Genomic DNA, 24,538 nt, shown 5'->3' with positions numbered 1-24,538 from the left:
GTTTTATTGACGCCATACAGTGACATTATACGGGGCTATTTCTTTGCCCCCGATGAGTATAGTAGCATTTTCTGGAACTGGTGCTGACTTTGCCTTACCTGAATAGTTGAAAGCAAAGGTCAGGGCGCCGCGGGTACTTATCCGTACGTCTTCTTCCGAAGAGTAAATTGTTAAATTCTGCTCAGCGCACAAATCAGAAAACAGGGCTTTTAAGAGGGTATCATCAATAAGTGCACCAATATAAACCAATTGATCTTGCCTGATAATCGCGGCTTCATTGGAAGCATATGTTGCTATTGTTTCGCCTCCGGTATGACTTAGTTCTTCGCACCAAATACCGCATTCATAGTTCTTATCTTTATACAGGATTGACTGCGGGCAATCGGGCCTTAGTGTCTCAACAGAAAGAACCTTCAATGAAATGAGTGATTGCAGCTTTCCAGGAGCGAGATTAAGCGGCATCGTCAGCTCTTCGGTTTTGCTGCCTGAAAGCGGGCCAAACACAAAGAGTGCTTCACTCGCGTCAATGCGGCCTATTAAATCATCGCTTATGATTGGCAGTGATGGTGCCACGATAAGGCTGTAGCCATCAAAAGAAGTATCTTTTGATATGAAATCCACATCGAGGCCAAGCTGACGCAAAGCTGAATAGTATTCAAATTCCACTCTGGTAAAATCATACCCATTCGCTTGCCGCTGAATATCAGTAACCCAGAGTGATTGTACATCAGTAATAATGGCAATTTTGGATTTTTTCTTTTTCTCAGCGAGGATATCAAGCATGTTAATTTCTTGATACACCTGTTCGATCTCAGTCCATGCGGATGATTTTGAATTATCCACACGCTTGAGGCCTGCATGCATCTGTTCCTGAGCAAAAGGAGCTTGGCGCCAGCGGAAATAGCTTACACACTCGGCGCCTTGTGCAAACGCTTCTAACGACCATAGCCTGATCATGCCTTTGTGGGGACGCGGGTTGTTGGGGGCCCAGTTTACGGGGCCGGGCTGCTGCTCCATAACCCAAAAATCACCTTTTGCGAAACTGCGGGTGGTATCATGGTAATAGCAAGCAAGATCAGGATGGCCGGTACGTATGTATTTTTTCAGCGTTTCAGCGGGTGCATCTGATAAAAACAAATCACTTCGGCCAAGCGGATAATTATCATAGCTTGCGAAATCGAGATTTTCCCCAAGCGCATATGTGTCTGCGCTGATATCTTCTTTGGGAATGAAATTATGAGTGATCCACTTGTTTGGGGAATGTTTTTTGATCACGTCGATCATTCTTTGATGGAATTCAACTACTTTGTCTGAGGAATAACGACGAAATGCCAACTGATGAGAAGGGTTTGTTTCCGTAACGGCACCGACCGGCAAATCAATTTCATCAAAATCGTTATATTCCATTGACCAAAAGACGGCGCCCCAAGCTGTATTAAGAGCCGTGATGTCTTGATATCGTTCTTTGCACCACGCTCTGAAACCCGCGAGAGCATTTGGGGATGCGCTCAAGGTCGTATCGTGGCAACTAAGTTCATTATCAGTTTGCCAACCAGCGACAGCCTCGTGCCTACCGTACCGTTCTGCCATCATCTCGGTTATGCGAGCGGCCTCATGGGTGTAAATATCACTGGAGAAGTCATAATGTCGACGCGATCCGAAGCCACGCGTTTGAAGCGTATTCGGGTCTATTGGCAATATCTCAGGGTATTTATCGATAAGCCATTTGGGCGGGGTTGCGGTTGGTGTGCCTAATACGACCTTCAGGCCTGCATCTGCAAGTGTATCAATTGCTCGGTCTAGCCATTCAAACCGTATGATACCGGGTTTGGGTTCAATACGCGACCATGCGAATTCACCGATCCTGACATACGTTAAACCCAGAGCTTTCATTTCCCTGGCGTCATCAGCCCACATGGTTTCAGGCCAATGCTCCGGATAATAACAAACGCCTAGCATAAAATAACTCCCTCCCTGCTATCCTATGCCTGAATTTTTAGTAATCAATTAAAAAACATAGCTTTTATCAATTATGACGTAAGTTATTAGCGACATATATTGCGACGCTATGATAAGACAGTTTGCATATTCAACTTCTTATAATCTCTGACTTATAGAGAGTGCATAGATGGCCAACACTTCACACTCTTCTTCGGAAGACCGATTTGCGGCGTTTAGCAACACGTCGTTCAGCAGGTATTTTTTAGCGCGTTTTCTCACATATTTCGCGACCCAGATCGTCTCCGTAGCGGTTGGTTGGCAGATTTATGATTTAACAAGTGATCCTGCATATCTGGGCTGGATTGGTCTTGTGCAATTTACGCCAGCATTACTGCTTGTTGTAGTGACGGGGATTACCTCCGATCGGTTTGGACGAAGGTTAGTGATGGGGCTGTCGATTTGCACGGAAATGCTGTGTGCGATAGTCATTTTGGGGTTGGCTATATCCGGTCATTTCATGCCGTTTTATGTCTTGGCAGTTCTAACAGTATTTGGAGTGGCTCGTGCCTTTCATGCTCCTGCGGCGTCTTCTTTGGTCGTTAATATTGTTCCAAAAGAACTGTTTGCGAATGCTGTTGGTTGGAGTACGGCCTCGTGGCAGCTTGCTGGTATTGTTGGCCCGGTTGCTGGTGGGTTGCTTTACGGTGTTTCAGGTGCTTTTGCTTACGGCGTAGCGGTTATTTTGTTTTTGATTGCCGCTATCTTAATCTTCTCTATTCCTAAGCCCACACAAACCATTGAAAAAGAGAAATCTAGCCTGAAGCAACTTGTAGGGGGCTTTAGTTATGTATGGAAGCAAAAGGTTATATTAGGGGCAATATCGCTAGACCTATTTGCTGTGTTACTTGGGGGTGCAGTGGCCTTAATGCCAGTTTATGCACGTGATATTCTTGATTTGGGGCCTGATGGTCTTGGGCTTTTGAGGGCCGCGCCTGGTATTGGTGCGGTTGCGATGATGGGTTTGATAACAGCATTTCCAATCCGCAGGCATGCTGGGGTCTTGCTTTTTGTAAGTGTTGCTTTCTTTGGTTTGGCAACCATTGTGTTTGGTGCATCTACCTATGCTTGGTTATCTATCATAGCGCTTATGCTCGTTGGCGGTTTTGATATGGTTTCGGTTTATATCCGGGAAGTGTTGATGCAGCTTTGGACCCCTGATCATGTCAGAGGACGGGTGAACGCGGTAAATTCGATCTTTATTGGTGCATCAAATGAACTTGGGGAGTTCAGGGCAGGCTTTATGGCAGCAGCATACGGTACGGTGTTTACAGTCACCGCCGGGGGTGCAGCAGCGGTTGCAGTTGCCGGGCTTTGGGCAAAAATGTTCCCGGAACTTAGAAACGCGCAAACACTGGATCGCTAATCATCCAATGTTTGCATTTCTTTGAAACTGATTGTCGCTTTTTCTATAGTGTGCCGGGGTAAATACCGCCGTCAACCAACAAATTCTGTGCAGTAATATAGGCTGCCTGCTGGCTGCACAAGAACGCACATGTTGCCCCAAATTCATCCGGGTCACCCGGGCGTTTAGCCGGAATACGATTGAAAAAATTATCCGCAAAGTTCGGATCTTCACTGCCTTTTGCTTTGGCGTCAACAACACCCCGCATGCGATCTGTATCAATAAAGCCGGGTAATAGGTTATTAATCGTAACATTATGCTGTGCTGGTTCCCGTGCGATACCCGCGATAAAACCGGTTAGGCCTGCACGTGCTCCGTTAGATAAGCCAAGTTCAGCTTGTGGAAGCTTCACTGCAACGCTTGTAATATTAACAATTCGGCCAAATTTGCGTTCGATCATGCCATCAATCGTATTACGGATCATATCGATTGCACTGAACATGTTTGAATTGATTGCGTCGAACCATGCCTGTTGGTCCCAATCACGAAAATCGCCTGGAGGAGGGCCTCCTGCATTGTTAACGACTATATCTGGCGTTGGGCAGGCATTCAGCAGCTCTTGCCGCCCTTCAAGGGTCGTTACATCGGCTATCACAGTGTGAACATTACCGTCCGAAGCCTCTTGAATTTCTGCGGCCGCAGTAGTCAAAGTTTCTGGTGTTCTGCCGCTTATCCAAACATCAACACCTTCCTGAGCTAACGCCTTGGCGCAGGCCTTGCCTAATCCTTTGCTGGATGCGCAGATAATTGCTGATTTGCCCTTAAGTCCTAAATCCATAACGTTAATCCTATTTGCTGAATTCTGCCATTAGCATCATTTTGTTGGTTTATTTGATGTAGCTTGGTATTATAGTGCATAGTGAAATTTAGTGATCCCATAATATCATAGTGAATATATCTTATGTCATCCGGTGATAGTATCGATAATAAAATACTTGCTCTCTTGAGAGAGAATGCTCGTATGCCCTTAACCGAGATATCAAAGCGTATAAATCGTTCCAGAACTGCGGTTCAGGCACGTATTCATAAACTTGAAACAACCGGCGTGATTAAGGGGTATACAATCCTTCAAACGCCTTACGAGTCTGATCAGATTACGGCAATAATCACTGTATATTTGCATGAAAGATTGTCTCCTGAAGGTGTAGTTGATGAATTAAAACAGTTACCCGAAATTCGTACCTGCTATCAGGTAAGCGGGGACGCAGATTTAGTTATTGAAATCGCTCAGGTTGCCCATGACCGAATTCAAGAAATTTGCAAAATGCTCTGGGATCATGAAAATGTTAGGCTCACTGAAACTGTGTTCATTATGAATTCTCTGATTAATAACTAAACCTTCAGCGCTTGCTTTCAAAACGATCAAGAAGTTCAACGTTGCTTGCAGTAGAGACCATCCAATTATTTTGATCTATCACGCTGCCCTGTTGAATATTCAAAAGATGTGTTCTGAATTTTTTAGCAAAAACATCAACATCCGTGAGCTCGTAATTACTTCCATCTTTGTCTCCAATTAGTTCAATAGGACTGATGATCGCTGCTGTGCCACAGGCGAATAACTCAGTACATGTGCCGCTTTTTATATCAGCGAGCAACTCGTCAATAGCCATGGCCCGTTCACAGGTTTTGATGCCTTGGTCTGCTGCGATTTTTAGAATTGAGCTGCGTGTAACGCCGGGAAGAATTGTACCTGTGAGCGCAGGAGTATGTAATTCACCGTTAATAATGGCCATGAAATTCATGCCGGAAAGTTCTTCAATATACTTCTGCTGTTTTGCATCAAGCCAAAGCGGTTGGTCATAACCAGCATTAATGCTTTTTGATGTTGCCTGCATGGAAGCAGCGTAGTTACCGCCAACTTTTACTGCCCCTGTCCCCCCTTCTACGGCGCGCGCGTGGTTGCGCTCGATCATGACTTTGATGGGAGCAGAATAGTAAGCGTCAGAAGGGCTGGCAATTAAGATGAAACAATATGTTTCAGAACTTTTAACAGCAAATGTATGGTCCATTCCCAACAAGGTAGGCCGTAAATACAGTGACTGTCCTTCACCGTTCGGCACAAACTTTGAAAACGCCTGCGTTAAACTCGATAAAGCATTTGCAAAAATTTCAGAGGTCGGTGCAGGCATTTGTAGTCGTTCAGCAGACCGTCTGAAACGAGCATAGTTTTCTTCAGGCCTGAAAAGTTGAATGGTTCCTTCTCGTGTTTTATAGGCTTTCATACCTTCAAAACATTGCTGTCCAAACTGAACGCATGTTGCGGCAGGGTTAATGGCAAGAGACGTAAATGGGATGAGCTCACCGCTATCCCAAGTATCATCCTTGTAATCCGCACGGTACATAATAGGAGCAAGTTCTTGTCCGAAACCAAGGGGTTCTGGCAATTGATAAGACTTTAAGATTTCGTCTAAACGTTTAGTACTCATTACGCTGTTTCACTTATTCTTTGCTGTCTCTTAGATAATTATCACTACCATCAAGCCAATCTTCCCTAGGTGGGTTAAACACATCCACATCCAATGTGTCCTCTAAGGCTTCGGCACTATGCGGTAAGTGCGGTGGAATAACGAGGACTTCACCTGCTCTTACAATGACTTCTTCATCTTGATCTTCACCGAGTAAGAATTTGAGTGCGCCATCGAGAATATAAGTAATTTGCTCATTATGGTGACTATGCATAGGGACTATGCCACCTTTTTTAAGGTAAACATGAGCAATCATCATATTGGTGCCAGTAATAAGTTTGCGGCCGATTGTATCGCTCAGGTTTTCTGTGGGCATTTTCTCCCAATTATAGTGTTTTGCTGTTTCTGTCATCCTTCCCTCCTACATGACTGAACATAGTCAGTGATCATGCATGATTTTGGACAAAGTCCATATAGCCAAGATCACTAAATTGCTTGCGGTTTTAACTATATTCTGCCTTTAAGTCGACAACCTGAGTGCAGCCCTATTTTTGAAAAAATATTCTCTATTATTGGCTTTTGTTGGGAATTTAATTTATCTAAGGCAGGAATTTAATCGTTTTACGTGTGATTTTTTTAATTTTTCTATTTAAAAGGTGCTGATTTAAGAAAATTTTAATGAATAACAGGATACCGTCCTTAATGAGAAAATAAGTAATCAGAAGCTGAGTTGCGGGCACTTTGCGTATCATGAGTAACCCAGCAACGGAAATTCTGGTTGAGGCAGATTTTGGGGAATAAAAATGCTTTCACTACTCAATGCGTTGTCTATTAGAAATAGGCTATTCATTATCGTTTTCATTGCCGCACTTTCGATAATCGTACTTAGTGTCCCAACGCTTATGACGGCGTCTGATAAAAGTCGCGAAGCAGAGCAGACGAGCATGCGGGTTAGTTTTGCTTCCAAAGCAAGTGCACTTGTGCATGAACTCCAGAAAGAACGCGGGAATAGCGCTGGATTTATCGGGTCGAAAGGTGCTGATAATTTCAAAAATAATTTGAATGCACAGCGCAGTTTAACCGATCCTGCGTTGCAGGTTTACCTGACAGCTTCCAGGGATGCAGCGATTGTTGAATTGTTTGGAACGCAGTTAAACACGATCACAGATCGTTTGAATCAGTTGTCTTCTGTTCGTGGAAGTATCAGTGACCTTAATTTTACCGTTCCAGAAATGGCAGGATATTATACTGGCACAATCAACCTCTTGCTGAAGCTATATTCGGATGCAGTATCCTCAAGCAGCGATGAAATGGTTGTCAGCAAAGGTGCGACTTTGCTTGCTTTGCTGGAAGCGAAAGAGCGTGCGGGCCTAGAGCGCGCTATGGGTGCCAATGGCTTCGGCTCTGGTAGTTTTAAGCCAAATATTGCTAATAATTTTAGAAACTTGATCGCTATGCAGAATGCTTTTTTGCACAGCTTCAGGACCATTGCCCCCCGCGGCGTTGTTAGTCGATTAGATGATATATTGTCAGGACGTGCCTCGCAGGATGTTGATGCACTCAGGAAAATTGCAATCGATAGCTTCACATCTGGTGATACTCAAGGAGTTGCTGGAACACAGTGGTTTGCAACGATTACAGGTAAAATTGATGAATTTTATGACCTTGAGCAGTTTTTGACAACGGACCTCCTAAACCATACGGCAAATGCTATAGAGGGTGCTGATAATAATTTTGTACAAACGTTGGCTTTTGTGGGCTTCCTGATTATTGCCCTTGTGGTTATTGCTTTGTTATTCAGTGAAAGTATTCGTCGTCCGATTTATGCCTTGATGAAGGGTACGGACTTAATAGCAAAAGGCGAATTTGACGCTCATATTCCCTTTCAGGAAGCGAAAAGCGAAATTGGCGTTTTTGCGAAAAACCTCCATCGTTTCAGAGAGAGCCTGCAAGAATCTGAAGAACTGCGGAGACAGCAGGAAGAAGAGCGTAAAAGAATTGAAGATGAAGAACGCCGTCGTGTTGAGGAAGACAGGCAGCGTCAGTTGCAGGACCGCGTAAAAGCAGAAAAGGCTGCTGCCGCTCAGCAGAAAGCTGTTGCAGAAGGTTTGGAAGCGTTGGCTCATGTTGTGGAAAACGAGTTGGCGGCGATGATTAAATCAGTGTTTGACAAATCACAGCAAGCGAGTAAAGCGGGCCTTCGTCTGGTTGAATATACTCAGAATATTAGTAATAAAGCGACAACGGCTGATAGCGCGTCTGATGAAGCATCAGCCAATTCCCAGTCTGTGGCTTCGGCGGCGGAGGAAATGCATGCGTCTATATCTGAAATTACTAATCAGGTTGGGGCGTCACAGGATTTGGTCCAGAAAACGGCGAATGAAGCCGATGCAATCCGTCAATCTTTATCCGGACTTACAAATGCAGCGGAAAAAATTGCGGGCGTAATAACGATTATCGGTGACATCGCAGAGCAAACGAATTTGCTGGCACTGAACGCGACTATCGAAGCTGCTCGTGCAGGCGATGCAGGCAAAGGTTTTGCTGTTGTTGCTGCCGAGGTTAAATCCCTTGCAAATCAAACCGCACAATCTTCAAGTGAAATCCACCAGTTTGTTGATCAGATGCAACAAGAGGTAGGCGCGGCGGTTCGTCAGGTTCGCGATATTGCTGAGAAAATGCAGCAAGTGACAGGCCGAAGTGACGCTGTTTCGTCTGCTGTCATTGAGCAGTCTAAAACCACCGAGGAAATTGCACGCTCTATTCAGACGGCAACTGATAGTGTTGAAACAGTACAGGGACATGTGAAGTCAGTTAATAACGATACAGCAGGTCTGCATCAGATTGGCTCAGAGATTGCGGATGTTACTGATGATATTGAAAAAAGCATAAGTACCCTACAATCTAAGTTGCTTGAGGTGGTTGACGAAACACGCCGTCAATCTGATCGGCGTAAATCCGAGCGCAGTGATGCTTCGTTAAAGCCAGCCTATTTACAGTTGATGACAAGCGATCAGCAATCATTGAGAGTTAAGGTTGAAGATTACTCAGATACGGGCATACGTTTCTCTTATGAAATGCGGGACGAGGTTACGCTTGAAACGGACATGATCGTCCATGTTAAGTATGGTAACGAGCAAATCGATGCGCGCATTGCATGGGCAGGTGATAGCATTGCTGGGCTATCATTTCTTGAAGATGAGCAGGCTAGTGCGCTTATTAATTACCTCAGATCACAAAGCCAATCAGAGGTGTCTTTTGCTGCAGTTGGGTAATTGATTATTTGCTAAGAAAGCGTCTCTTATTGAGGCGCTTTCTTAGTTTTTGCTTTTTTAGCGGGGACATCATCAATATGGCTTGTCGCTGCCTTCAGAGCTTCAAATTCCTGAACAATATCATCTGCGATTTCCTGAACATCAGGAACTGCCAATTTACAAGCAATCAAACCAAAATCCAGCCGGTCCACATAACTTTGTAATGTTATGTTGAGGGCGCAGCCGTGCGTTGGAATAGAAACAGGGAAGAAGCATAAAACCTTGCTGCCAGCAAAATAGACGTGTCTTCTCGGTCCGGGAACATTTGAGATGGCGACGTTCAACGGTGAGGGCATATAGTTCGCGATATCGGTTCGGTTCATCATCTGCGCAATTGACGACATGATCACTGGCGCGCCAAAGAATGAGTAATCTGTAGGGAAAACATCACGAATAGCGCCCAACTGCTTCTTTGCGCGATTTGAATGTTCATTAACAGTATGCAGGCGTTTAACTGGATCGTCTATGTCTGTTCCGATCGGGCAGTTCATGCCCGCCACCTGATTGTTGTTGCTGGTGTCTCCCAGTTCACGCAGAGACACGGGAACGCCGGCAATCAATGAGTTTTTGGGTAATTCACCATGCTTTTCTAAGTATTTCCTGAGTGCACCTCCACAAATGCTCAGTACGACATCATTGAGTGTGGTCTCTGTCTTTTTGGCGAGTCCAATAATCTCATAAAGGTTTAAGGTCTGCGCACCGTAAGCTCGTTGTTTCTTAATGCGAACATTAAAACGTGTCTTAGGGGCGGGTTGGAGGGCGTCCAAAATGCCCTTGCTATCTTCAAAAGTGACTTTCGCTAGTCGGCCTAATGCTTTTGATAGCGCAGGAAGGCTGGCCAGCATGTCCGCTTGTTGTTGAATGAAACGGCCATACGCATTTCCAAGGAGTTCAAAGAAACCAGGGTCTTCATTATACAGCTGTATCTTGCTCTTCGGTAGCGGTGGCCGTGGTGTCGGCTCGCGGTCTGATAATATATCCATTGCAGATATGCCGCCGCCGCCATCAATGCTTGCGTGATGGGCCTTGGTGTAGATCGCAAAGCTGCCTTTTTTTATGCCAAGGCTTTTGTCTTCGACGCCTTCAATAATATAGAATTGCCAGAGCGGGCGGTCCCGGTCGAGCGTTATCGAATGCAGACCTTGTATAAGCATTCTGAGTTGCTCTACATTTCCGGGTGCAGGTAAACTTGCATGCTTGATATGATAATCAAGATCAACAGTGTCGGCTGTAATCCAAACCGGGTGATCAATATAAAAGGGGGTCTGCTTGAGTTTGCGGTGAAATGACGGAATTTCATGCAATCGTGCAGCAATTTGCGCCTTCAACGCTTCATAAGGGTTTTCGCCCTTTTGAGGAGGCTCGCAAACCATAAGGCTGGATATGTGCATCGGGGTTTCGTCTGTTTCCATGTACAGAAACGTAGCGTCCATTCCAGATAACTTATGCATATTGCTTCCCTTCCCATAACAATCGCCATAACGCAGCGATTTGTTGATCGACTATATCATAATTTGATAACCTTATGATTGGAATATCAGGAGAAATTAGAAACATCGCCCTAATGAAGGGCGATGTGTGTTTTAATATCTTTTATGCAGGTGCTTTTTTGCCAAAGAATTCATCGAGACCCCAGCCCGGTGTTTCAAAAAATACTTTTCTTGACCCCACGTTTGCAAATGGGCGCCATTTACCTTCGCGCTGCGCGAGCCTGTCTGCAATGATGTATAGAACGCTTGGGTTAACACCGAGGCCGCAATGACTACCCTGAACACAGATATTCTCTGTTTGCTTGGCCTTATCAGGGTTTATTGGTTTGCTTTGGTAGCAATTTTCCCAAGCAACGACACCGTCTGTTTTCGTGTAAACTGACGTAGTTGGCACTGGTGGCGCTTTGTGAAGGAGTGTTTCAATTGGTGGTTCTTCGACAGAATGACCCGCAACCAATTCATACAATCGCCATGCGTTGGTAGCTTTAGGGTCGCCTGAATGTGGACTACCGAGTGACATAACGCTTCTAACCTTTTCAGGGTGAAGTTTAGCCAGTTCGCGCGCAAAGATGCCGCCAAGACTCCAGCCGATTATCGATACTTTACGGCCATGCTCTTTGAAAATTGTATCGAGGCGATCTTGCATGCCCTCTAAGATGCCTTCTCTTAGTCCGAAATTTCTTCCTAAGCCCCAATCATAGGCGGCGTATCCGCGATCCTTTAAAAAATTTCTAAGCGGCACTGTTGATGTGTCTGTGGCGGCTAAGCCCGGAAGTACGAGGACAGGGTGACCGTCTCCTTTGGGTAGTCGATTAAGAAGTGGTTTGGATGCATAGTATGATCCGAGTTCCCAGAGTGCTCTTCCTTCCATCATAATTTTTATGACTGAGGGTGCTTTGATTTTTTTTTGACGTTTTTTAAACAACATACTTCCCTTTAACTCGTTTAGTTAGACCCTCCCCGGTCTGAATATGACAAAACAATGACAGCGACTTTCTGTCGCGTCAATTAATGATATCAATTATTGATTAAAAAAGTGACAATTGCCTATTTTTTGGGCAATTTATGAATTGGCTGCCCGCAGCATTTTATCCCTAAATTCGACCAAAAGGCTTAAAAACTCTTCTGAGCCGTTATTTACATAAGGAGAAAGCTGACTAATTAGACCAAATACACCGTTATGAATTGATATCGGTGTTGAATCAGTATCGTGCATCAAGGTCTGATAGGTAGGCCAATAGGTCAGTTGTAGGGCAAAACGCTCTGCCATTTGATCTGCTTCTATGGCTGATATCGTGGTAAAGCCCGATTTGTTGAGAGCATCCAACAGTGAACGCATTGTTTTGATTTTTAAAGACACCAATGCCCGAAATCTTCGTTCCAAGTCTTCATACCGCTCCAGAATTGATTGCAGGTTTCTATAGAAAAACCGGAAATCAGCCACCTCTTCAAACAGAATGTAAAAATAAACCCAATTATCAGATAGGTCTAATGGCTTTTCAATCGGGGCCCGTAGCACCATTTTGAATTCTTCTTCAAAATCCAGAAATAACTGCCTGATTATCGGATCTTTGCCTTTGAAGTGATAATAGAGGTTGCCGGGACTGATATCGAGGACATTTGCAATATCGACAGGAGTAATATTTTGCTCGCCTTCATTGTTGAAGAGCTGCAAGCTATATTTTAATATCCTGTCTTTGGTTTTCATATGTATTTATGTGTCGCTTATTTCGTCGGCGTTTTCTTTGGCGTTACTTTTTTCGCTGTTGTTGCCCTGCTGCGCCTCACAGGTTTGTTGATTTTATCTACTGCAAGTATAAGGGCATCCAATTTCTCTTCGATTTGATCTAGGCGCGCTTCGATTTTATCGACCTGTTCATTTTGCTCATTGCTTTCACCAACTAAACCAAGCGCCGTTTTCATGCGCTCCATTCGGTCTTCGATATTTGTTTTGCTGATGTTTGGCGCTTTTGGAGCGTATTTTTTGGCGGTATCGGCAACCTTGTTTTCAAGTTCAGTACCTTTACCAACCAAGTCTTCAAATATTTTGGTCGTTTCCTGCCCCATTTTAGTATAGGCATCCTGCGCATCATTGAAGGCTTTACCGTATGCACCAATACCAGCCAGCCATATCTTTCTGGCAATATCCATTTCTTTTTTCGGCTTTTTGGACATGATAATGACTTTCTTTCTTATTCAGCGCTAACTCTAGGCCGAGTTCGCCTTGGGTTCAGCATGATCATTCAGGAAACTACTGATAATTGGAATAACTTGATTTGCTCTTGAGACAGCAAATAAGTGTCCACCACCTTTGACAATTTTAAGGCTTGCGTGCGGTATCAAACTTTTCAGTAAGCGAGAATTTGCTAGCGGCACGATATGATCTCTATCACCAGACATAACAAGGGTTGGTTGTTTGAGGAAGGGTAAGAAATGCACGCTTGTCCAGCCAATCATCGCTAACAATTGATACATATATCCCTGAACCGATGGGGGTTGTATCCGAGTTTTATGACCTCGAGCGCTAGAGTCAACAATATCCCCATACAGTGTTTCGAAATTTTTCATCATATAGTCTGGGTCAACATAGCGTTTTGGGCTAGCCATTTTAGTAATAGCGCTTAGGTTTCCCGGTATCATTACCATGCCAGCGCTTGTGGCGAGTAAAACAAGGCTTTTCGCCCGTTCGGGACACGAGCGTGCATATTGTTGTGCAACTGCGCCGCCCCATGAGATACCCATTACATCAACTTCATCGATACCAAGATGGTCGAGAATTTTGTTTGCCCATTTTGTAATCGTGCTTGAGCGATAGGGTATTTTCGCCTTTGGTGATCCACCGATACCAGGCATATCAAAAACAATGACATCTGACCTGTGTTGCATCATTTCCCCCAAGGGGGCTACCATCTCAAGATTAGCGCCTATGCCGTTGAAGAAAAGGATAGGGCGGTCATTGCCTTCGCTTTTCCAGACGGCGGTGCGGAGCTTTTGGCCACCGACATCAATCAATTGAATTTCGGGTTCATTGTTACTCATATTTCACTCTACCTAAAAAAATACCCAGACAATTAACCAAAAACATATTCGCCTGGTGCTGGGGCAAGGCTTTTGTATTTGCGGTTGCCATTTGATTTTGGCGTTGGTTTTTCTTTGCCTGCGTGGGCGATTAACCATTCTGACCATGGTGTCCACCAAGAACCATCCAACAGCTCTGCGCTTGCCATCCATTCGTCTGCGCTGCCATCCATGGCGCCCTGGTTATGGAAATATTTTGCCTTAGGGTTACCAGGAGGGTTTAAGAGAGACTGAATGTGTCCGCTATTTGACACGTAAAATTCAGTATTGCCGCCAAGAAGTTTTGTCGTTCGGTAGCAGGCGCGCCAAGGCGTTATATGGTCTGTAAAGCCTGCAACAACAAAGCTATCATGTGTAACTTTACCTAAATCGAGCTTTTCTCCCATAAATTCAACAGTGCCAGGGTTTGCAAATGGGGCAGCCATATAGCTGTCTAGAAAATCTGAATGTAGGGCAGCAGGTAGGTTTGTGGTGTCATTGTTCCAGAAAAGGATGTCGAAAGCAGGCGGGCTATCACCGAGCAAATAGTTGTTTACAACATAATTCCAGATCAGATCATTAGGGCGCATCCATGCAAAGGTTCGTGCCAAGTCATCACCAGATAAAATTCCCTTTGATGCTGAACGTGCGCGAGCAAGCTCTAGAGTTTCCTCTGAAACCAGAGCGCCTACTTCACTATCTTCTTGCCTTGGATCAAGCACACACACCTGGAAAGTAGAGCAATTAACACGATCATCCCCCTTTGCTGCAAGATGGCTTAAAAGTGTGGCAACAGTGATGCCGCCTGAGCATGCGCCAGACACGTTCACTTTTTTGGATTTGGTAATTGCCATGACTGCATCCATGGCTTCAATGGCAGCATTAATATATGTCTCTAAGCCCCAGTGCGCGTGCTCTGGGCCGGGATTTCGCCAACTGATGGCAAAAAGCTGGATGCCTTGTGACAACATAAACCGAAACAAGCTTTTGTCTGGCGTAAGGTCAGACGCATAAAACTTATTAATCTGCGGCGGAATGACAATCAGCGGGATTTCGCGCACTTTTTCTGTAGTTGGGGTATATTGGATCACTTCCAGAACGTCGTTTCTAAAGACAACGTCGCCCGGTGTTGCAGCGAGGTTTTCACCAACTTTGAAAGGTCGTGAATCGACCTGTGATGGAATACCAATACCGTTGACCATATCATTATAGGCATTTTTAAGTCCCTGAACGATTGAAAGTCCTCCGGTTTCATAGAGACGCTTCATCGCTTTTGGATTACCAATCAGCGAGTTAGTTGGCGCAAGGCTATCCGTAATCACTTCGAGAATAAAATGCGCTCTAGCTCTGTCTATTTCTTCCAGATTTGCTTCGGTCAACCAATTATTTAGATTGGATTTCATCGCCATCCAGGACTGCATACCCCGGCGATATAGGGGATTAAAGGCCCATGCTCTGTCCTGAAAGCGCCTGTCCTTGGCATTTGGTGCATACTCGGATTTGCCGCGCGCGATATCAACAATGTCTTTGCTATAATTTAGGAAATGCTGACCAAATGTAACAGGATTTAAGGCGGCTTGTTTTAAAACAATGCCTAGGGATTTGATCAGTTCTGAGCGATGTACACCAACAATGGGATTAAATGCTGTCGTTGTTTCAGCAGCAGTTTCGCCAATCTTTTTCTTCGTCGGTGCCATGCTTGGTTCCCCTTGGATAATACTGTTAATGATATTGGATTGATATTAGCTATTCAAATTCCAGTAAAAATTTCGACGCACAATGCTGTGCGTTCCAATAATTCTTCCCACTATGTTTTGAGCATAATGGCAAAAATTCAGTAAAGTCAAAAAAAACAGGAAATAGTAGGCTGACAGGCCTGGAGGTTGGGGGAGGGTAAGGTGGCCTGTCAGCCTGGGTATAATCCCGAAGTATAATCACTACACCTTCGGGACTAGAGGGTCCTTATGCAGCAGCTTTCGCTTCTGTTTCAGTTTTTGGAGCTTCTGCTTTAGGTGCAGCAGCTTTCTTTGCAGGTGTGCGCTTAGCAGGTGCTTTTTTCTTTGCTGCTGGCTTTTGTGCAGCATTTACTTTGCGGCTAAGTGTTGAAACTGTTTTTGCAAGTTTCGCAACTTCTTCAGTAAGTTCTGCAACACGGTCAGTTGCTTCTTCTGTTGTACGTGAGAAAACTTTGTTGCGAGCTTCGGATACTTTCTCGCTTACACCGTTAACACGTGTTTCTACATTGCCGCGCACTTTGTTGAAGTTTGCTGTCGCAAGTTCTTCAACGTTTTCACCTTTTTGAACGAGCTCTTCAACAAGCTTTTCACGGTTGCTCATTAGTTTTTCAACACCGTCTTGTGCGAAATCGAATGCTGCTTTGTGAGCGCCGAGCCATGCCAGCCAGCCCTGACGGTAAGCGCGAACAACTTGTGAGTCTTGGATGTTTTCTAGAATAGCCATGATGAATTCCTTCTATCTTGCTTGTGTAATCGTTTTGTATTGTCTTGACCGGGTGTATTTTATGTTTCACTCAGTCGTTGTTTAACCTTGAGATAGAAGCTACTCTTAAAAATTAGAAAGCGCATACTAAACGCCAATAATTTCTAGAAAATTTTCTAAGGTATTGAAAAATAACGTTTTTATTTCTAATTGTGTTTATTCGGGCGGAAATTTAAACGAAAGCATGTGGATATAATTTATGTCGGACCCATCAAATTCAGAAAAGATTGTAATCATAGGCGCAGGGCAGGCTGCGATACATTTAGCGCATGCGTTGCGGGCTAAAAAATTTGACGGGGAAATAACGATTGTTGGTGAAGAGGCCTATGCACCCTATCAGCGTCCTCCGCTCTCAAAAGCGTTTTTGAAGGATGAGCTGCCAGAAGCACGGTTATATCTGAAGCCAGATACATACTATGAAAACAAACAGATTAGTCTTCATACGAACACACGGGTTAAAAGTATCGACCGCGCTGAACAGAGAATTCATCTGTCTGACAATTCAACGATACCGTATGATCGCTTAATTATAGCAACAGGTTCACGTCCGCGATTGTTACCCGAACTTACTGGGCTAAAAAATGTTGCGGTCATGCGTGATATGAATGACGCAAAGTCTCTAAAGGCAAAGCTACCAGATATACAAGATATATTACTGATCGGCGGTGGGTATATCGGGTTGGAGGCTGCGGCCGTTGCTAATGAGTTGGGTAAAACTGTTACAGTTTTGGAGCGTACGCCGCGCTTGCTCGCGCGGGTAACTGGCGACCTTATCTCAGACTATTTTTTAAAATTGCATCAGGGTAACGGTGTTAGCATCAAGCTTGATGCAGAAGTCGCAGAGTTTCTAATAGAGCACGATAAAGTGACAGGTGTGCGGTTAGTTGATGGTTCAGAAATATCCACCGACATGCTTCTTATTGGTATTGGAGTTTTGCCTAATCAGGAACTTGCGGATGCGTGTGGCCTCGTGTGTGACAATGGAATAGTTGTTGACGATAATGCGCTGACGAGTGACCCCAATATATATGCTATTGGGGATTGTAGTATGCGCCCTCTTAAGGGCCAGAATGAGAAACTACGTCTTGAAAGTGTTCCTAACGCGATCGATCAGGCGGAAATTGTTGCATGTCATATCGCAGGGATGCAACAGCCTGCGTTTGACCCTCCGTGGTTTTGGTCAGATCAGTATAAAACCAAAATTCAAACAGTGGGATTGTTTGCAGGCTATACAGATGCCCAGGTTAGAGGCGATATAGATAGCGGAAAATTTGCAGTGTTTTATTTTAAGGACGATGAGTTCATTGCGGTGGATGCTGTTAATGATCCGCAGTCTTTTATGGCGTCAAAACAAATTTTGAAGTTGGGTCTACCCCTCAGTAAGGCAACAGTGCAAGATACGGAGCGGACGATGATGGAAATATTAAAAGCGCTGAAGGAGTAATAGTATATTTCACTGTTAAAAGTGGAACTGTCTATGCTCTCAGTCATGAGAAATGGTGGAAATTTGAGTTGTTTTTCGGACCATCATTAAAGGCGTTAATTAGACAACCCAGGTTTCTGGGTTTCTATTTGTTAAGAGCTGTACCCAATTAGTTTTCTTTTCCTTGGGTAACAGGCAAACGATACAGCCGCCGAAACCACCACCCGTAAGCCTTGCACCGACGGCGCCGCAACTTTGGGCGTCACGAACTAAATGATCAATTTGATCTGTGCTTGCTTCAAAATCTTTACTGTAGGACTGATGGCTTTCGTTCATCAGAATGCCGAACGTTTCCATATTGTTGTTTTTAAGGGCCGTTACTGCGCTCAGGACGCGTTGATGTTCGCTCTGTATATGATTATATCGTTTAGCGAGGTTTTTTGGCAATGGACGCAGTTTCGCGGCACTGAATGAATTTGAACAAAGGTCTTGACTAGCAAGGATGTCTTTTATCTCAGCGCATTCATTAAATCGTTCCGCGTACCGACCGTCGGTCAGTTTTCGGTGAACGCCCGAATGGATCACAACAAATTCCCATTCATCAGGTATAGCAATCACGCTCGTTTCAAAGTTTGTGGTGTTGAGCATTAAGGCTTCACGGTAGTTCGATAAGTTTACGGCCATTTGATCCATGATACCGCAGGGAACGCCGCAATATTCATTTTCAACCGCTCTTGCCATGTGGGCAATGGTTTTTGGTTCTAAATTAAGATTTGAATATGATGATACAGCCCGGAAGATTGCAGTAATGAGCGCGGCGGATGAGGAAACACCGGCCCCATCAGGAATTTCGCTGTCGATAGCAATATTTAACCCTAAGGGTATCCAATCGTTTTTAAATGAACGCTGTAATGCTCCAATGATATAGTCGGACCAATGACCATTGGCTTCAGATTCTATATCCCTCTTGATCTCATTCTCGTAACGCGTCGAATATATCGCGACTGTTTCCGACGCATTCGGTGAGATAGCAACATGGATTTGGTTGTTGATCGCCGTAGGTAATACGGTTCCGCCGTTATAATCAATATGCTCACCGATCAAGTTCACGCGTCCTGGAGCGCTTGCGGACGTTGAGGCAGCCATTCCAAAATGTTTCAGGAACTTCTCGTTGATGTTCATAAAATATCTCTGAGTTTTTTTGCGGTTTGTTCGGGCATGACATCCACCGTGAAAATGCCGGTTGCTTGCTCTACCGCTGCTAAATATTTTAATCGTCCGGGGGCACGTAAGATTGGGTAGAACTGCGCAGTGAACTGGAAACGATTATCCTGACCGTATGGGGACGCATGCAGGCTGAGCATATAAGGGGTGGTTTGCCCAAAAAATGCATCATATTTCGCTGTGATACTGCCAAGTAAATGACAGAAACCATCAGCTTGCTCGTTATTAAATGCCCAGGGGCCTGAAACGGCATCGTCCGCCGATATCCATACTTCATATGGGAAGCGAGCAAAGGCAGGTGCATATGCCCGAATTCCACCAGCAGCTTCAATTTGTAATTCAGGCCATGATTTAACTTCTTTCGCTAAGTCATACCCGTTTTCAAATGCAGTTGCTGCGGTTGCCTGGGGTGTTGGCACCACTGGAAAGCCATAAATCTGCCCGTGAGGGTGGTGTAATGTAACCCCAACTTCCTCTCCCCGATTCTCAAAAGGAAGGATATAAGCGTTGCCTTGATCATATAGTGATATATAGCGGTCTATCCAGGCTTCTAACAGTAGCCGCCTTTTCGTCTGCCCAAGCGTTGCCAGTGAACCTGTCGGTTCCGGTGAATAGACAATGACTTCGCATGTGCCTGTTGCAGAGTGTTTCTCGAGTGTTGTGGCAAGAGGAGGATCTGCTTCTTTGTAAAAGCTTGGAAAACGGTTTTCAAAAACGGCTAATTCAAAATCAGAAAATGGTATTTCGGTTAGGGGGTGCCCCTCTTTGCTCGGGGCTAGAGGGTTTTCTGCCATCGATGGCTTGAAGGTTCGATTTTGGCGTTTTTCTGCGTAAACTGACCAATCGCCTCTCAGTGGATGCCTTCGTAGCTCTGACCCTGTTGCCTTTGATAATTGCTCTCCCTCAATCAAAATGGGTTGATGTGGCTGATACCCATACAGATATAGGTTTCGACCATCCGGTTTTTGATACCTGTGTTTATAGATTGATTTTCCACTGGTTAAGCGGTCAATAGTTTCACTAGAAATTGCCATAAAGCATCACTTTGGTTTGAGCAAGTTAGCGCATTGAATTTTCGAAATAGAACTAATGTTGTTTTTATTCTAGAGTTATTTTCGATTTCGCGCAAAAAATACATTAAAATGCTCGAAAACATAACACATCCAAACGTGAGTATAAGATGGCGATTAAAGTTACAGAAGACTATGTAAGGTTTGATGCAGGTGACACATCTTTGATTTTGGCGTGTGCAATCGGCGAAAGGCCTAGAATAGTATATTTGGGCGGGCGTTTATTCGCATCCCATCCCGCTGAAATAGATTTAATTCATACTCGTCAACATGCTCATGGGTCTGCTGACGTTGAAATCGCTCCTTCAATTTTGAATGAGTTAGGTGCAGGTGTTGTTGCCAAAGCGGGTTTTCTAGTGCACCGTAACGGTGATGAGTGGTACAGTTTTTTCAGTGTTACCGCTATTGAATGCTTGAGCGAAGAAGAAGTGGTGATCACATGTCTTGATCATCATACAAACATTGAAGTGAAGCATACTATCAGCATGATGGTTGATAATGAGGTGATCACTTTTCAAACAAGCGTGCAAAACGTTGGTCGTTCGATGTTGAATTTGCAATCTTGTATGGCCGCATGTGTGCCAATAGGTCCGCAGTTTGATCAAACGATTGGTTTTTCGGGGCGATGGGCCGGTGAATTTAAGTTGCAGCATATCCCTAAATTTATCGGAAGTTATGTCCGAGAGAATAAAAAGGGTAGAACAAGCCATGATGCCTTCCCTGCCATAATATTGGGTACTGCTGAGGCTGATGAGAATTCGGGGCAGGCATTGGGTTTTCACCTTGGTTGGAGCGGCAATAGCCATATTGAGGTTGAGCGTTTGAGCGACGGGCGTGCTTTTGTGCACATGGGGGAGTACCTTTTCCCTGGTGAAGTGCTTTTGGGCGCAGAGGAGATATACCAAACACCAATCTTGTATGTTGGATATTCAGGGGATGGCTTTAATGGGCTATCTCATAAATTTCATAATGCACTTAAAAGTAAGGTGCTGGACGACAGGAAACAGAATAAACCGAGACCAATTCACTACAACACTTGGGAAGCGGTATATTTCGATCATTCTCCTCAGAAATTAATGGAACTCGCTCAAAGGGCCGCGGATGTTGGTGCTGAACGGTTTGTGTTAGATGATGGTTGGTTTGGCGGCCGAAGAAATGACCAAACGGGGCTCGGTGACTGGTGGATTGCGGCTGAGGTGTATCCTGAGGGCTTAAAACCACTTATTGATCATGTGAATGCGCTCGGTATGGAGTTTGGAATTTGGTTTGAACCGGAAATGGTCAATCCTGACAGTGAATTATATCGAAAACATCCAGATTGGATTTTGAGCGCAGGGGATTTGGAACAAGTTCCGTTTAGAAATCAATATGCACTTGATTTAACGCGAAGTGACGTGTGTGACTATTTATTCGGGTGCATAGATGATTTGCTGTCTCATCATAATATTTCATATATTAAATGGGATATGAATAGGGATGTGCATCATCCAGGTCATGCTGCTGGTAGGGCGGTCACTTCAAAGCAAACAAAAGCTCTTTATAGTTTGCTTGAACGTATTCGAAACGCTCATCCTGATATTGAAATAGAAAGTTGCTCCTCTGGCGGTGGCAGAGCGGACTATGGTATTTTAAATCATAGTGATAGGATTTGGACATCGGATAGTAATGATGCGCTTGATAGGCAGCATATTCAGCGCGGTGCGTCTTATTTCTTTCCTCTTTCGATCATGGGCGCCCATGTTGGCCCTGAGGTTTGCCACATAACTGGCCGTAAGCTTTCCATGGAATTAAGAGTAGCCACAGCCTTTTTGGGGCATATGGGTATGGAAATGAACCTCTTGGATGAAACACCCGAGAACCTGAAAATATTGAAATTGGGAATATCTTTGCATAAGCAATACAGGCGCTTGATCCATCAAGGTGATTTTTATCGCCTCGATACGCCAGATTTTGTTAATGCTGTATGTGTTGTCAGCAAAGATAAAGAACAGGCGCTTCTGTCATGGTGCAATATGACGGGGCATTCTGAAACCCTGCCGCCGCGTATTTTCTTTACTGGTCTAAAGCCGGATAAATTATATCGTCTGAGAATAATATGGCCGGTAGGGTTGCAGTCTATTACGTCGCCGTCAATTATCGACGTTATGGACTTAGCTGGTATGGGCGAATTGGTAATGGGCGAAGCCTTGATGAAAATAGGTGTTCAGGCCCCTTTGTTACACCCTGAAACATGTATTATTTATCATGTGCAATTGGATGATTAAGCATCCCCTAAGGACAAATGCTGTGAAATGGCAGGATAATGAATATGCCTAAAAAAGAAAAAAACCTATCGGCTCGCCAGAAAGAAATTTTGGACTTGGTTCAGGAACATGGTTTCATAGCTACAGAGCAAATGGTGAAACATTTTGGGGTGACACCACAAACTATCAGACGCGATATAAATTCACTTTGTGACCTGAAGCTGTTGCAGCGGTTTCATGGCGGTGCGAGTACCCCCGGAAATACCCAAAATACACCGTATTTAGAGCGCGCCAACACAGGGTTTGAAGCCAAGCAGCGCATTGCAAAAATGGCGGCTAAATTGATACCGAATGGGTCCTCTTTGTTTCTGAATATCGGGACGACACCAGAAGCGGTAGCTATGGAACTAAAGAGTCACAAGGACCTTCGTATTGTTACTAACAACATAAATATTGCAAATATGCTCAGGCAAAATGCAAGCTTTGATGTGATGATTGCAGGCGGCCTCGTTCGTCATTCTGATGGCGGGATAGTGGGTGAAGCAACGACCGATTTTATCAATCAATTCCGCCTTGATATCGGGGTCCTTGGCATTAGTGGCATTGACCGCGATGGGACCCTGCTGGATTTTGATTATCAGGAGATACGAAGTGCGCAGGCAATTATCAAAAATTCCAAACAGGTATTTATGGTTGCCGATCATAATAAATTCGGTCGACGCGCGATGATAAGGATGGGAAATTATTCCGACATTGATCACCTGTTTACAGACATTCAACCGCCATCTGATTTTATAGAAGCAATAGAAGCGTCTGAAATGAAGTTACATGTTGCAGGTGGTTTGTAGCCAGTGGAATTAGTCATGAAGAAGGTCAGAGAGTGCTAATTCTAAAGCGTTTTTTTGATCGTCGGTAAAATATAGGCCGAGTTTGGTTCGTCTAAAGAGGATATCGTCAACAGACTTTGCGAATTCGTGGGTTTGCAGATATTCAACTTCTTTGTGGTACAAGCCAAAGCCATAGTGTGCACCTAAGTCGTTCACGCCTTCAACATCTTGAAGAATATTATGGATTTGGGTTCCGTAGCAACGAGCCAGGCGGCGAAGAACAGTTGTATCCAGCCAATTATACTGCTCTAAAAGTGTTTTGAAGAAACCATCAAAGTCAGCGTTTTCAATATCCCCGCCAGGTAGCGGTGTGCCGTTTGTCCATTCGCGCTTTTGTATGTTTAGTAAAGCATCTTGGAATAAAGCTAGGCTATCCTCTGCGAGCTTGCGGTACGTGGTTATTTTACCACCGAAAATTGAGAGAATGGGGGCGCCGCCATCATTATCATAAGATAAAATATAATCACGAGTGACTGCAGAAGCGTCCGCTGCCTTATCATCATAAAGCGGGCGCACCCCCGAGTAGGTAGCAACTACATCATTTGGGTCAATTTTATTTTTGAAATACTCGTTTGCAGACGCGCATAAATACTGAATTTCTTCGTCAGAAATCTGAACATCATCCTTATCTCCATCATAGGACAAGTCAGTAGTGCCAATAAGTGTGAAGTTATTGTTTTCATAGGGGATAGCGAAAATAATTCGTCCATCAGCATTTTGAAAAAAGAACGCGTGATCGCCGTCGAAATGTTTGTTGATGATGATATGACTACCTTTCACAAGGCGCACTTTTGCTTTATCGCCAAGGGTTTTGTCAGCACGGGAAGCCAGCGTTTCAACCCAAGGGCCAGCTGCATTGATAATTGCCTTGCTGGTGATTTGATAATTGGCGCCATCTTTCGTTAAAAGATCTGCTGTCCAGAAGTCATTTGAACGCGTCAAATTAATACATTCGGTCTGTGTTAGAATATCAGCGCCATGATTTGCTGCATCAACAGCGTTTAAGACAACAAGGCGCGCATCATCAACCCAACAGTCTGAATATTCGAAAGCCAGGGAAAAATTGTCGGTGAGCGGGTTTAGCTTATCGTGTTTGCTGCGTTTCAATGTTTTTGTTGCTGGGAGAAGTTTTCTCCCGCCGATATGGTCGTAAATGAAAAGGCCAAGCCTGATCAGCCACGCAGGTCTTAGGCCGCTATGATAGGGTAACACAAATCTAAGTGGCCAGATGATGTGTGGTGCGGCCCTAAGGAGAACCTCCCGCTCTTTCAGGGCTTTTCTCACAAGAGCAAAATCATAATATTCCAGATACCTTAGGCCGCCGTGGATAAGTTTGGTGCTGGCTGACGATGTATGAGATGCGAGGTCATCTTTTTCAACCAATAATACCTTCAACCCGCGACCGGCTGCATCGCGTGCTATACCCGCGCCGTTAATGCCGCCACCAATGATTAGAAGATCATACATATCAAAACTACAGACGCTGAATTTATCGATTATTTAGATTATATAATAAATCAAAA

20 protein-coding genes are annotated in these 24,538 nt (G+C 44.4%); 6 read left to right on the top strand and 14 right to left on the bottom strand.

All coding sequences use genetic code 11. The features are described from left to right. Positions 1 to 3: 3 nt before the first annotated feature. Complete coding sequence (locus KFF44_RS13485; protein ID WP_255935036.1) at positions 4 to 1,959, bottom strand: beta-galactosidase; 1,956 nt, start codon at positions 1,957 to 1,959, stop codon at positions 4 to 6. A gap of 169 nt (positions 1,960 to 2,128) precedes the next feature. Between KFF44_RS13485 and KFF44_RS13480 the strand changes: the two genes are divergently transcribed. Beyond that, positions 2,129 to 3,364: an MFS transporter gene (locus tag KFF44_RS13480; protein WP_255935033.1), complete on the top strand. Its 1,236-nt coding sequence runs from the start codon at positions 2,129 to 2,131 to the stop codon at positions 3,362 to 3,364. Positions 3,365 to 3,407: 43 nt separating this feature from the next. On the opposite strand, the gene KFF44_RS13475 is transcribed toward KFF44_RS13480, so the two are convergent. Next, on the bottom strand, positions 3,408 to 4,181 hold the full coding sequence (locus KFF44_RS13475) for an SDR family oxidoreductase (protein ID WP_255935031.1): 774 nt from the start codon (positions 4,179 to 4,181) through the stop codon (positions 3,408 to 3,410). A gap of 123 nt (positions 4,182 to 4,304) precedes the next feature. On the opposite strand from KFF44_RS13475, the gene KFF44_RS13470 reads away from it, so the two are divergent. Continuing rightward, positions 4,305 to 4,739, top strand: coding sequence for an Lrp/AsnC family transcriptional regulator (locus KFF44_RS13470; protein WP_255935029.1), 435 nt, complete (start codon positions 4,305 to 4,307; stop codon positions 4,737 to 4,739). A gap of 4 nt (positions 4,740 to 4,743) precedes the next feature. Here KFF44_RS13470 and KFF44_RS13465 read toward each other — a convergent pair whose 3' ends face one another. Next, on the bottom strand, positions 4,744 to 5,829 hold the full coding sequence (locus tag KFF44_RS13465) for a branched-chain amino acid aminotransferase (RefSeq protein ID WP_255935027.1): 1,086 nt from the start codon (positions 5,827 to 5,829) through the stop codon (positions 4,744 to 4,746). Positions 5,830 to 5,842: 13 nt separating this feature from the next. Continuing rightward, the gene (locus tag KFF44_RS13460) at positions 5,843 to 6,220 is read right to left on the bottom strand and encodes a cupin domain-containing protein (RefSeq protein WP_255935026.1); all 378 of its coding nucleotides are present in this window, start codon (positions 6,218 to 6,220) and stop codon (positions 5,843 to 5,845) included. Between the two features lie 391 nt (positions 6,221 to 6,611). Between KFF44_RS13460 and KFF44_RS13455 the strand changes: the two genes are divergently transcribed. After that, complete coding sequence (locus KFF44_RS13455) at positions 6,612 to 9,083, top strand: methyl-accepting chemotaxis protein (protein ID WP_255935025.1); 2,472 nt, start codon at positions 6,612 to 6,614, stop codon at positions 9,081 to 9,083. A gap of 26 nt (positions 9,084 to 9,109) precedes the next feature. On the opposite strand, the gene KFF44_RS13450 is transcribed toward KFF44_RS13455, so the two are convergent. From KFF44_RS13450 to KFF44_RS13420, 7 genes are all read right to left on the bottom strand, one after another. Further along, entirely contained in the window at positions 9,110 to 10,573 is a 1,464-nt protein-coding gene (locus tag KFF44_RS13450; RefSeq protein WP_255935023.1) for a wax ester/triacylglycerol synthase family O-acyltransferase, read from the bottom strand. Positions 10,574 to 10,715: 142 nt separating this feature from the next. After that, positions 10,716 to 11,540, bottom strand: coding sequence for an alpha/beta fold hydrolase (locus KFF44_RS13445; protein ID WP_255935022.1), 825 nt, complete (start codon positions 11,538 to 11,540; stop codon positions 10,716 to 10,718). 135 nt (positions 11,541 to 11,675) lie between these two features. Further along, entirely contained in the window at positions 11,676 to 12,320 is a 645-nt protein-coding gene (locus KFF44_RS13440) for a TetR/AcrR family transcriptional regulator (protein ID WP_255935021.1), read from the bottom strand. Between the two features lie 17 nt (positions 12,321 to 12,337). Then, positions 12,338 to 12,787 (bottom strand): phasin family protein, encoded by a 450-nt coding sequence (locus KFF44_RS13435; RefSeq protein ID WP_255935020.1) that lies wholly within the window; start codon positions 12,785 to 12,787, stop codon positions 12,338 to 12,340. Between the two features lie 33 nt (positions 12,788 to 12,820). Next, positions 12,821 to 13,651 (bottom strand): poly(3-hydroxyalkanoate) depolymerase, encoded by an 831-nt coding sequence (gene phaZ, locus KFF44_RS13430; protein WP_255935019.1) that lies wholly within the window; start codon positions 13,649 to 13,651, stop codon positions 12,821 to 12,823. A 32-nt stretch (positions 13,652 to 13,683) separates the two neighbouring features. Continuing rightward, positions 13,684 to 15,366, bottom strand: coding sequence for an alpha/beta fold hydrolase (locus KFF44_RS13425; protein WP_255935018.1), 1,683 nt, complete (start codon positions 15,364 to 15,366; stop codon positions 13,684 to 13,686). A 265-nt stretch (positions 15,367 to 15,631) separates the two neighbouring features. After that, positions 15,632 to 16,129 carry a phasin family protein gene (locus tag KFF44_RS13420; RefSeq protein ID WP_255935016.1) on the bottom strand — a complete coding sequence of 166 codons (498 nt, stop codon included), beginning with the start codon at positions 16,127 to 16,129 and terminating at the stop codon, positions 15,632 to 15,634. Between the two features lie 238 nt (positions 16,130 to 16,367). Between KFF44_RS13420 and KFF44_RS13415 the strand changes: the two genes are divergently transcribed. Next, complete coding sequence (locus KFF44_RS13415) at positions 16,368 to 17,612, top strand: NAD(P)/FAD-dependent oxidoreductase (protein WP_255935014.1); 1,245 nt, start codon at positions 16,368 to 16,370, stop codon at positions 17,610 to 17,612. A gap of 99 nt (positions 17,613 to 17,711) precedes the next feature. Here the strand turns inward: KFF44_RS13415 and galK are convergent, their stop codons facing one another. After that, positions 17,712 to 18,773, bottom strand: coding sequence for a galactokinase (gene galK, locus KFF44_RS13410; protein WP_255935012.1), 1,062 nt, complete (start codon positions 18,771 to 18,773; stop codon positions 17,712 to 17,714). Further along, the gene (locus KFF44_RS13405; protein ID WP_255935011.1) at positions 18,770 to 19,849 is read right to left on the bottom strand and encodes a hypothetical protein; all 1,080 of its coding nucleotides are present in this window, start codon (positions 19,847 to 19,849) and stop codon (positions 18,770 to 18,772) included. The genes galK and KFF44_RS13405 overlap by 4 nt, the downstream gene beginning before the upstream one ends. Before the next feature lie 146 nt (positions 19,850 to 19,995). Here KFF44_RS13405 and KFF44_RS13400 point away from each other — a divergent pair, with 146 nt between their 5' ends. Further along, positions 19,996 to 22,149: an alpha-galactosidase gene (locus KFF44_RS13400; protein ID WP_255935008.1), complete on the top strand. Its 2,154-nt coding sequence runs from the start codon at positions 19,996 to 19,998 to the stop codon at positions 22,147 to 22,149. A gap of 44 nt (positions 22,150 to 22,193) precedes the next feature. Continuing rightward, complete coding sequence (locus KFF44_RS13395) at positions 22,194 to 22,976, top strand: DeoR family transcriptional regulator (protein ID WP_255935006.1); 783 nt, start codon at positions 22,194 to 22,196, stop codon at positions 22,974 to 22,976. 9 nt (positions 22,977 to 22,985) lie between these two features. Here the strand turns inward: KFF44_RS13395 and glpD are convergent, their stop codons facing one another. Next, positions 22,986 to 24,482 (bottom strand): glycerol-3-phosphate dehydrogenase, encoded by a 1,497-nt coding sequence (gene glpD / locus KFF44_RS13390; protein WP_255935004.1) that lies wholly within the window; start codon positions 24,480 to 24,482, stop codon positions 22,986 to 22,988. Between the last annotated feature and the right edge of the window lie 56 nt (positions 24,483 to 24,538).

The organism is Kordiimonas sp. SCSIO 12610 (assembly GCF_024398015.1).
Lineage (GTDB): Bacteria > Pseudomonadota > Alphaproteobacteria > Sphingomonadales > Kordiimonadaceae > CANLMI01.
The sequence above is the reverse complement of the archived record's forward strand: the minus strand, read 5'-3'. Positions and strand labels throughout refer to the sequence as shown.

Bases quoted from the DNA above. Each gene is read 5' to 3' on its own strand.
- KFF44_RS13485 (WP_255935036.1), bottom strand. From the start codon at position 1,959: ATGCTAGGCGTTTGTTATTATCCGGAGCATTGGCCTGAAACCATGTGG.
- KFF44_RS13460 (WP_255935026.1), bottom strand. From the start codon at position 6,220: ATGACAGAAACAGCAAAACACTATAATTGGGAGAAAATGCCCACAGAA.
- KFF44_RS13425 (WP_255935018.1), bottom strand. From the start codon at position 15,366: ATGGCACCGACGAAGAAAAAGATTGGCGAAACTGCTGCTGAAACAACG.
- KFF44_RS13415 (WP_255935014.1), top strand. From the start codon at position 16,368: ATGTCGGACCCATCAAATTCAGAAAAGATTGTAATCATAGGCGCAGGG.
- glpD (WP_255935004.1), bottom strand. From the start codon at position 24,482: ATGTATGATCTTCTAATCATTGGTGGCGGCATTAACGGCGCGGGTATA.
- phaZ (WP_255935019.1), bottom strand. From the start codon at position 13,651: ATGAGTAACAATGAACCCGAAATTCAATTGATTGATGTCGGTGGCCAA.
- KFF44_RS13470 (WP_255935029.1), top strand. From the start codon at position 4,305: ATGTCATCCGGTGATAGTATCGATAATAAAATACTTGCTCTCTTGAGA.
- KFF44_RS13465 (WP_255935027.1), bottom strand. From the start codon at position 5,829: ATGAGTACTAAACGTTTAGACGAAATCTTAAAGTCTTATCAATTGCCA.
- KFF44_RS13400 (WP_255935008.1), top strand. From the start codon at position 19,996: ATGGCGATTAAAGTTACAGAAGACTATGTAAGGTTTGATGCAGGTGAC.
- KFF44_RS13420 (WP_255935016.1), bottom strand. From the start codon at position 16,129: ATGGCTATTCTAGAAAACATCCAAGACTCACAAGTTGTTCGCGCTTAC.
- KFF44_RS13475 (WP_255935031.1), bottom strand. From the start codon at position 4,181: ATGGATTTAGGACTTAAGGGCAAATCAGCAATTATCTGCGCATCCAGC.
- KFF44_RS13450 (WP_255935023.1), bottom strand. From the start codon at position 10,573: ATGCATAAGTTATCTGGAATGGACGCTACGTTTCTGTACATGGAAACA.
- KFF44_RS13435 (WP_255935020.1), bottom strand. From the start codon at position 12,787: ATGTCCAAAAAGCCGAAAAAAGAAATGGATATTGCCAGAAAGATATGG.
- KFF44_RS13395 (WP_255935006.1), top strand. From the start codon at position 22,194: ATGCCTAAAAAAGAAAAAAACCTATCGGCTCGCCAGAAAGAAATTTTG.
- KFF44_RS13480 (WP_255935033.1), top strand. From the start codon at position 2,129: ATGGCCAACACTTCACACTCTTCTTCGGAAGACCGATTTGCGGCGTTT.
- KFF44_RS13455 (WP_255935025.1), top strand. From the start codon at position 6,612: ATGCTTTCACTACTCAATGCGTTGTCTATTAGAAATAGGCTATTCATT.
- KFF44_RS13405 (WP_255935011.1), bottom strand. From the start codon at position 19,849: ATGGCAATTTCTAGTGAAACTATTGACCGCTTAACCAGTGGAAAATCA.
- KFF44_RS13445 (WP_255935022.1), bottom strand. From the start codon at position 11,540: ATGTTGTTTAAAAAACGTCAAAAAAAAATCAAAGCACCCTCAGTCATA.
- KFF44_RS13440 (WP_255935021.1), bottom strand. From the start codon at position 12,320: ATGAAAACCAAAGACAGGATATTAAAATATAGCTTGCAGCTCTTCAAC.
- galK (WP_255935012.1), bottom strand. From the start codon at position 18,773: ATGAACATCAACGAGAAGTTCCTGAAACATTTTGGAATGGCTGCCTCA.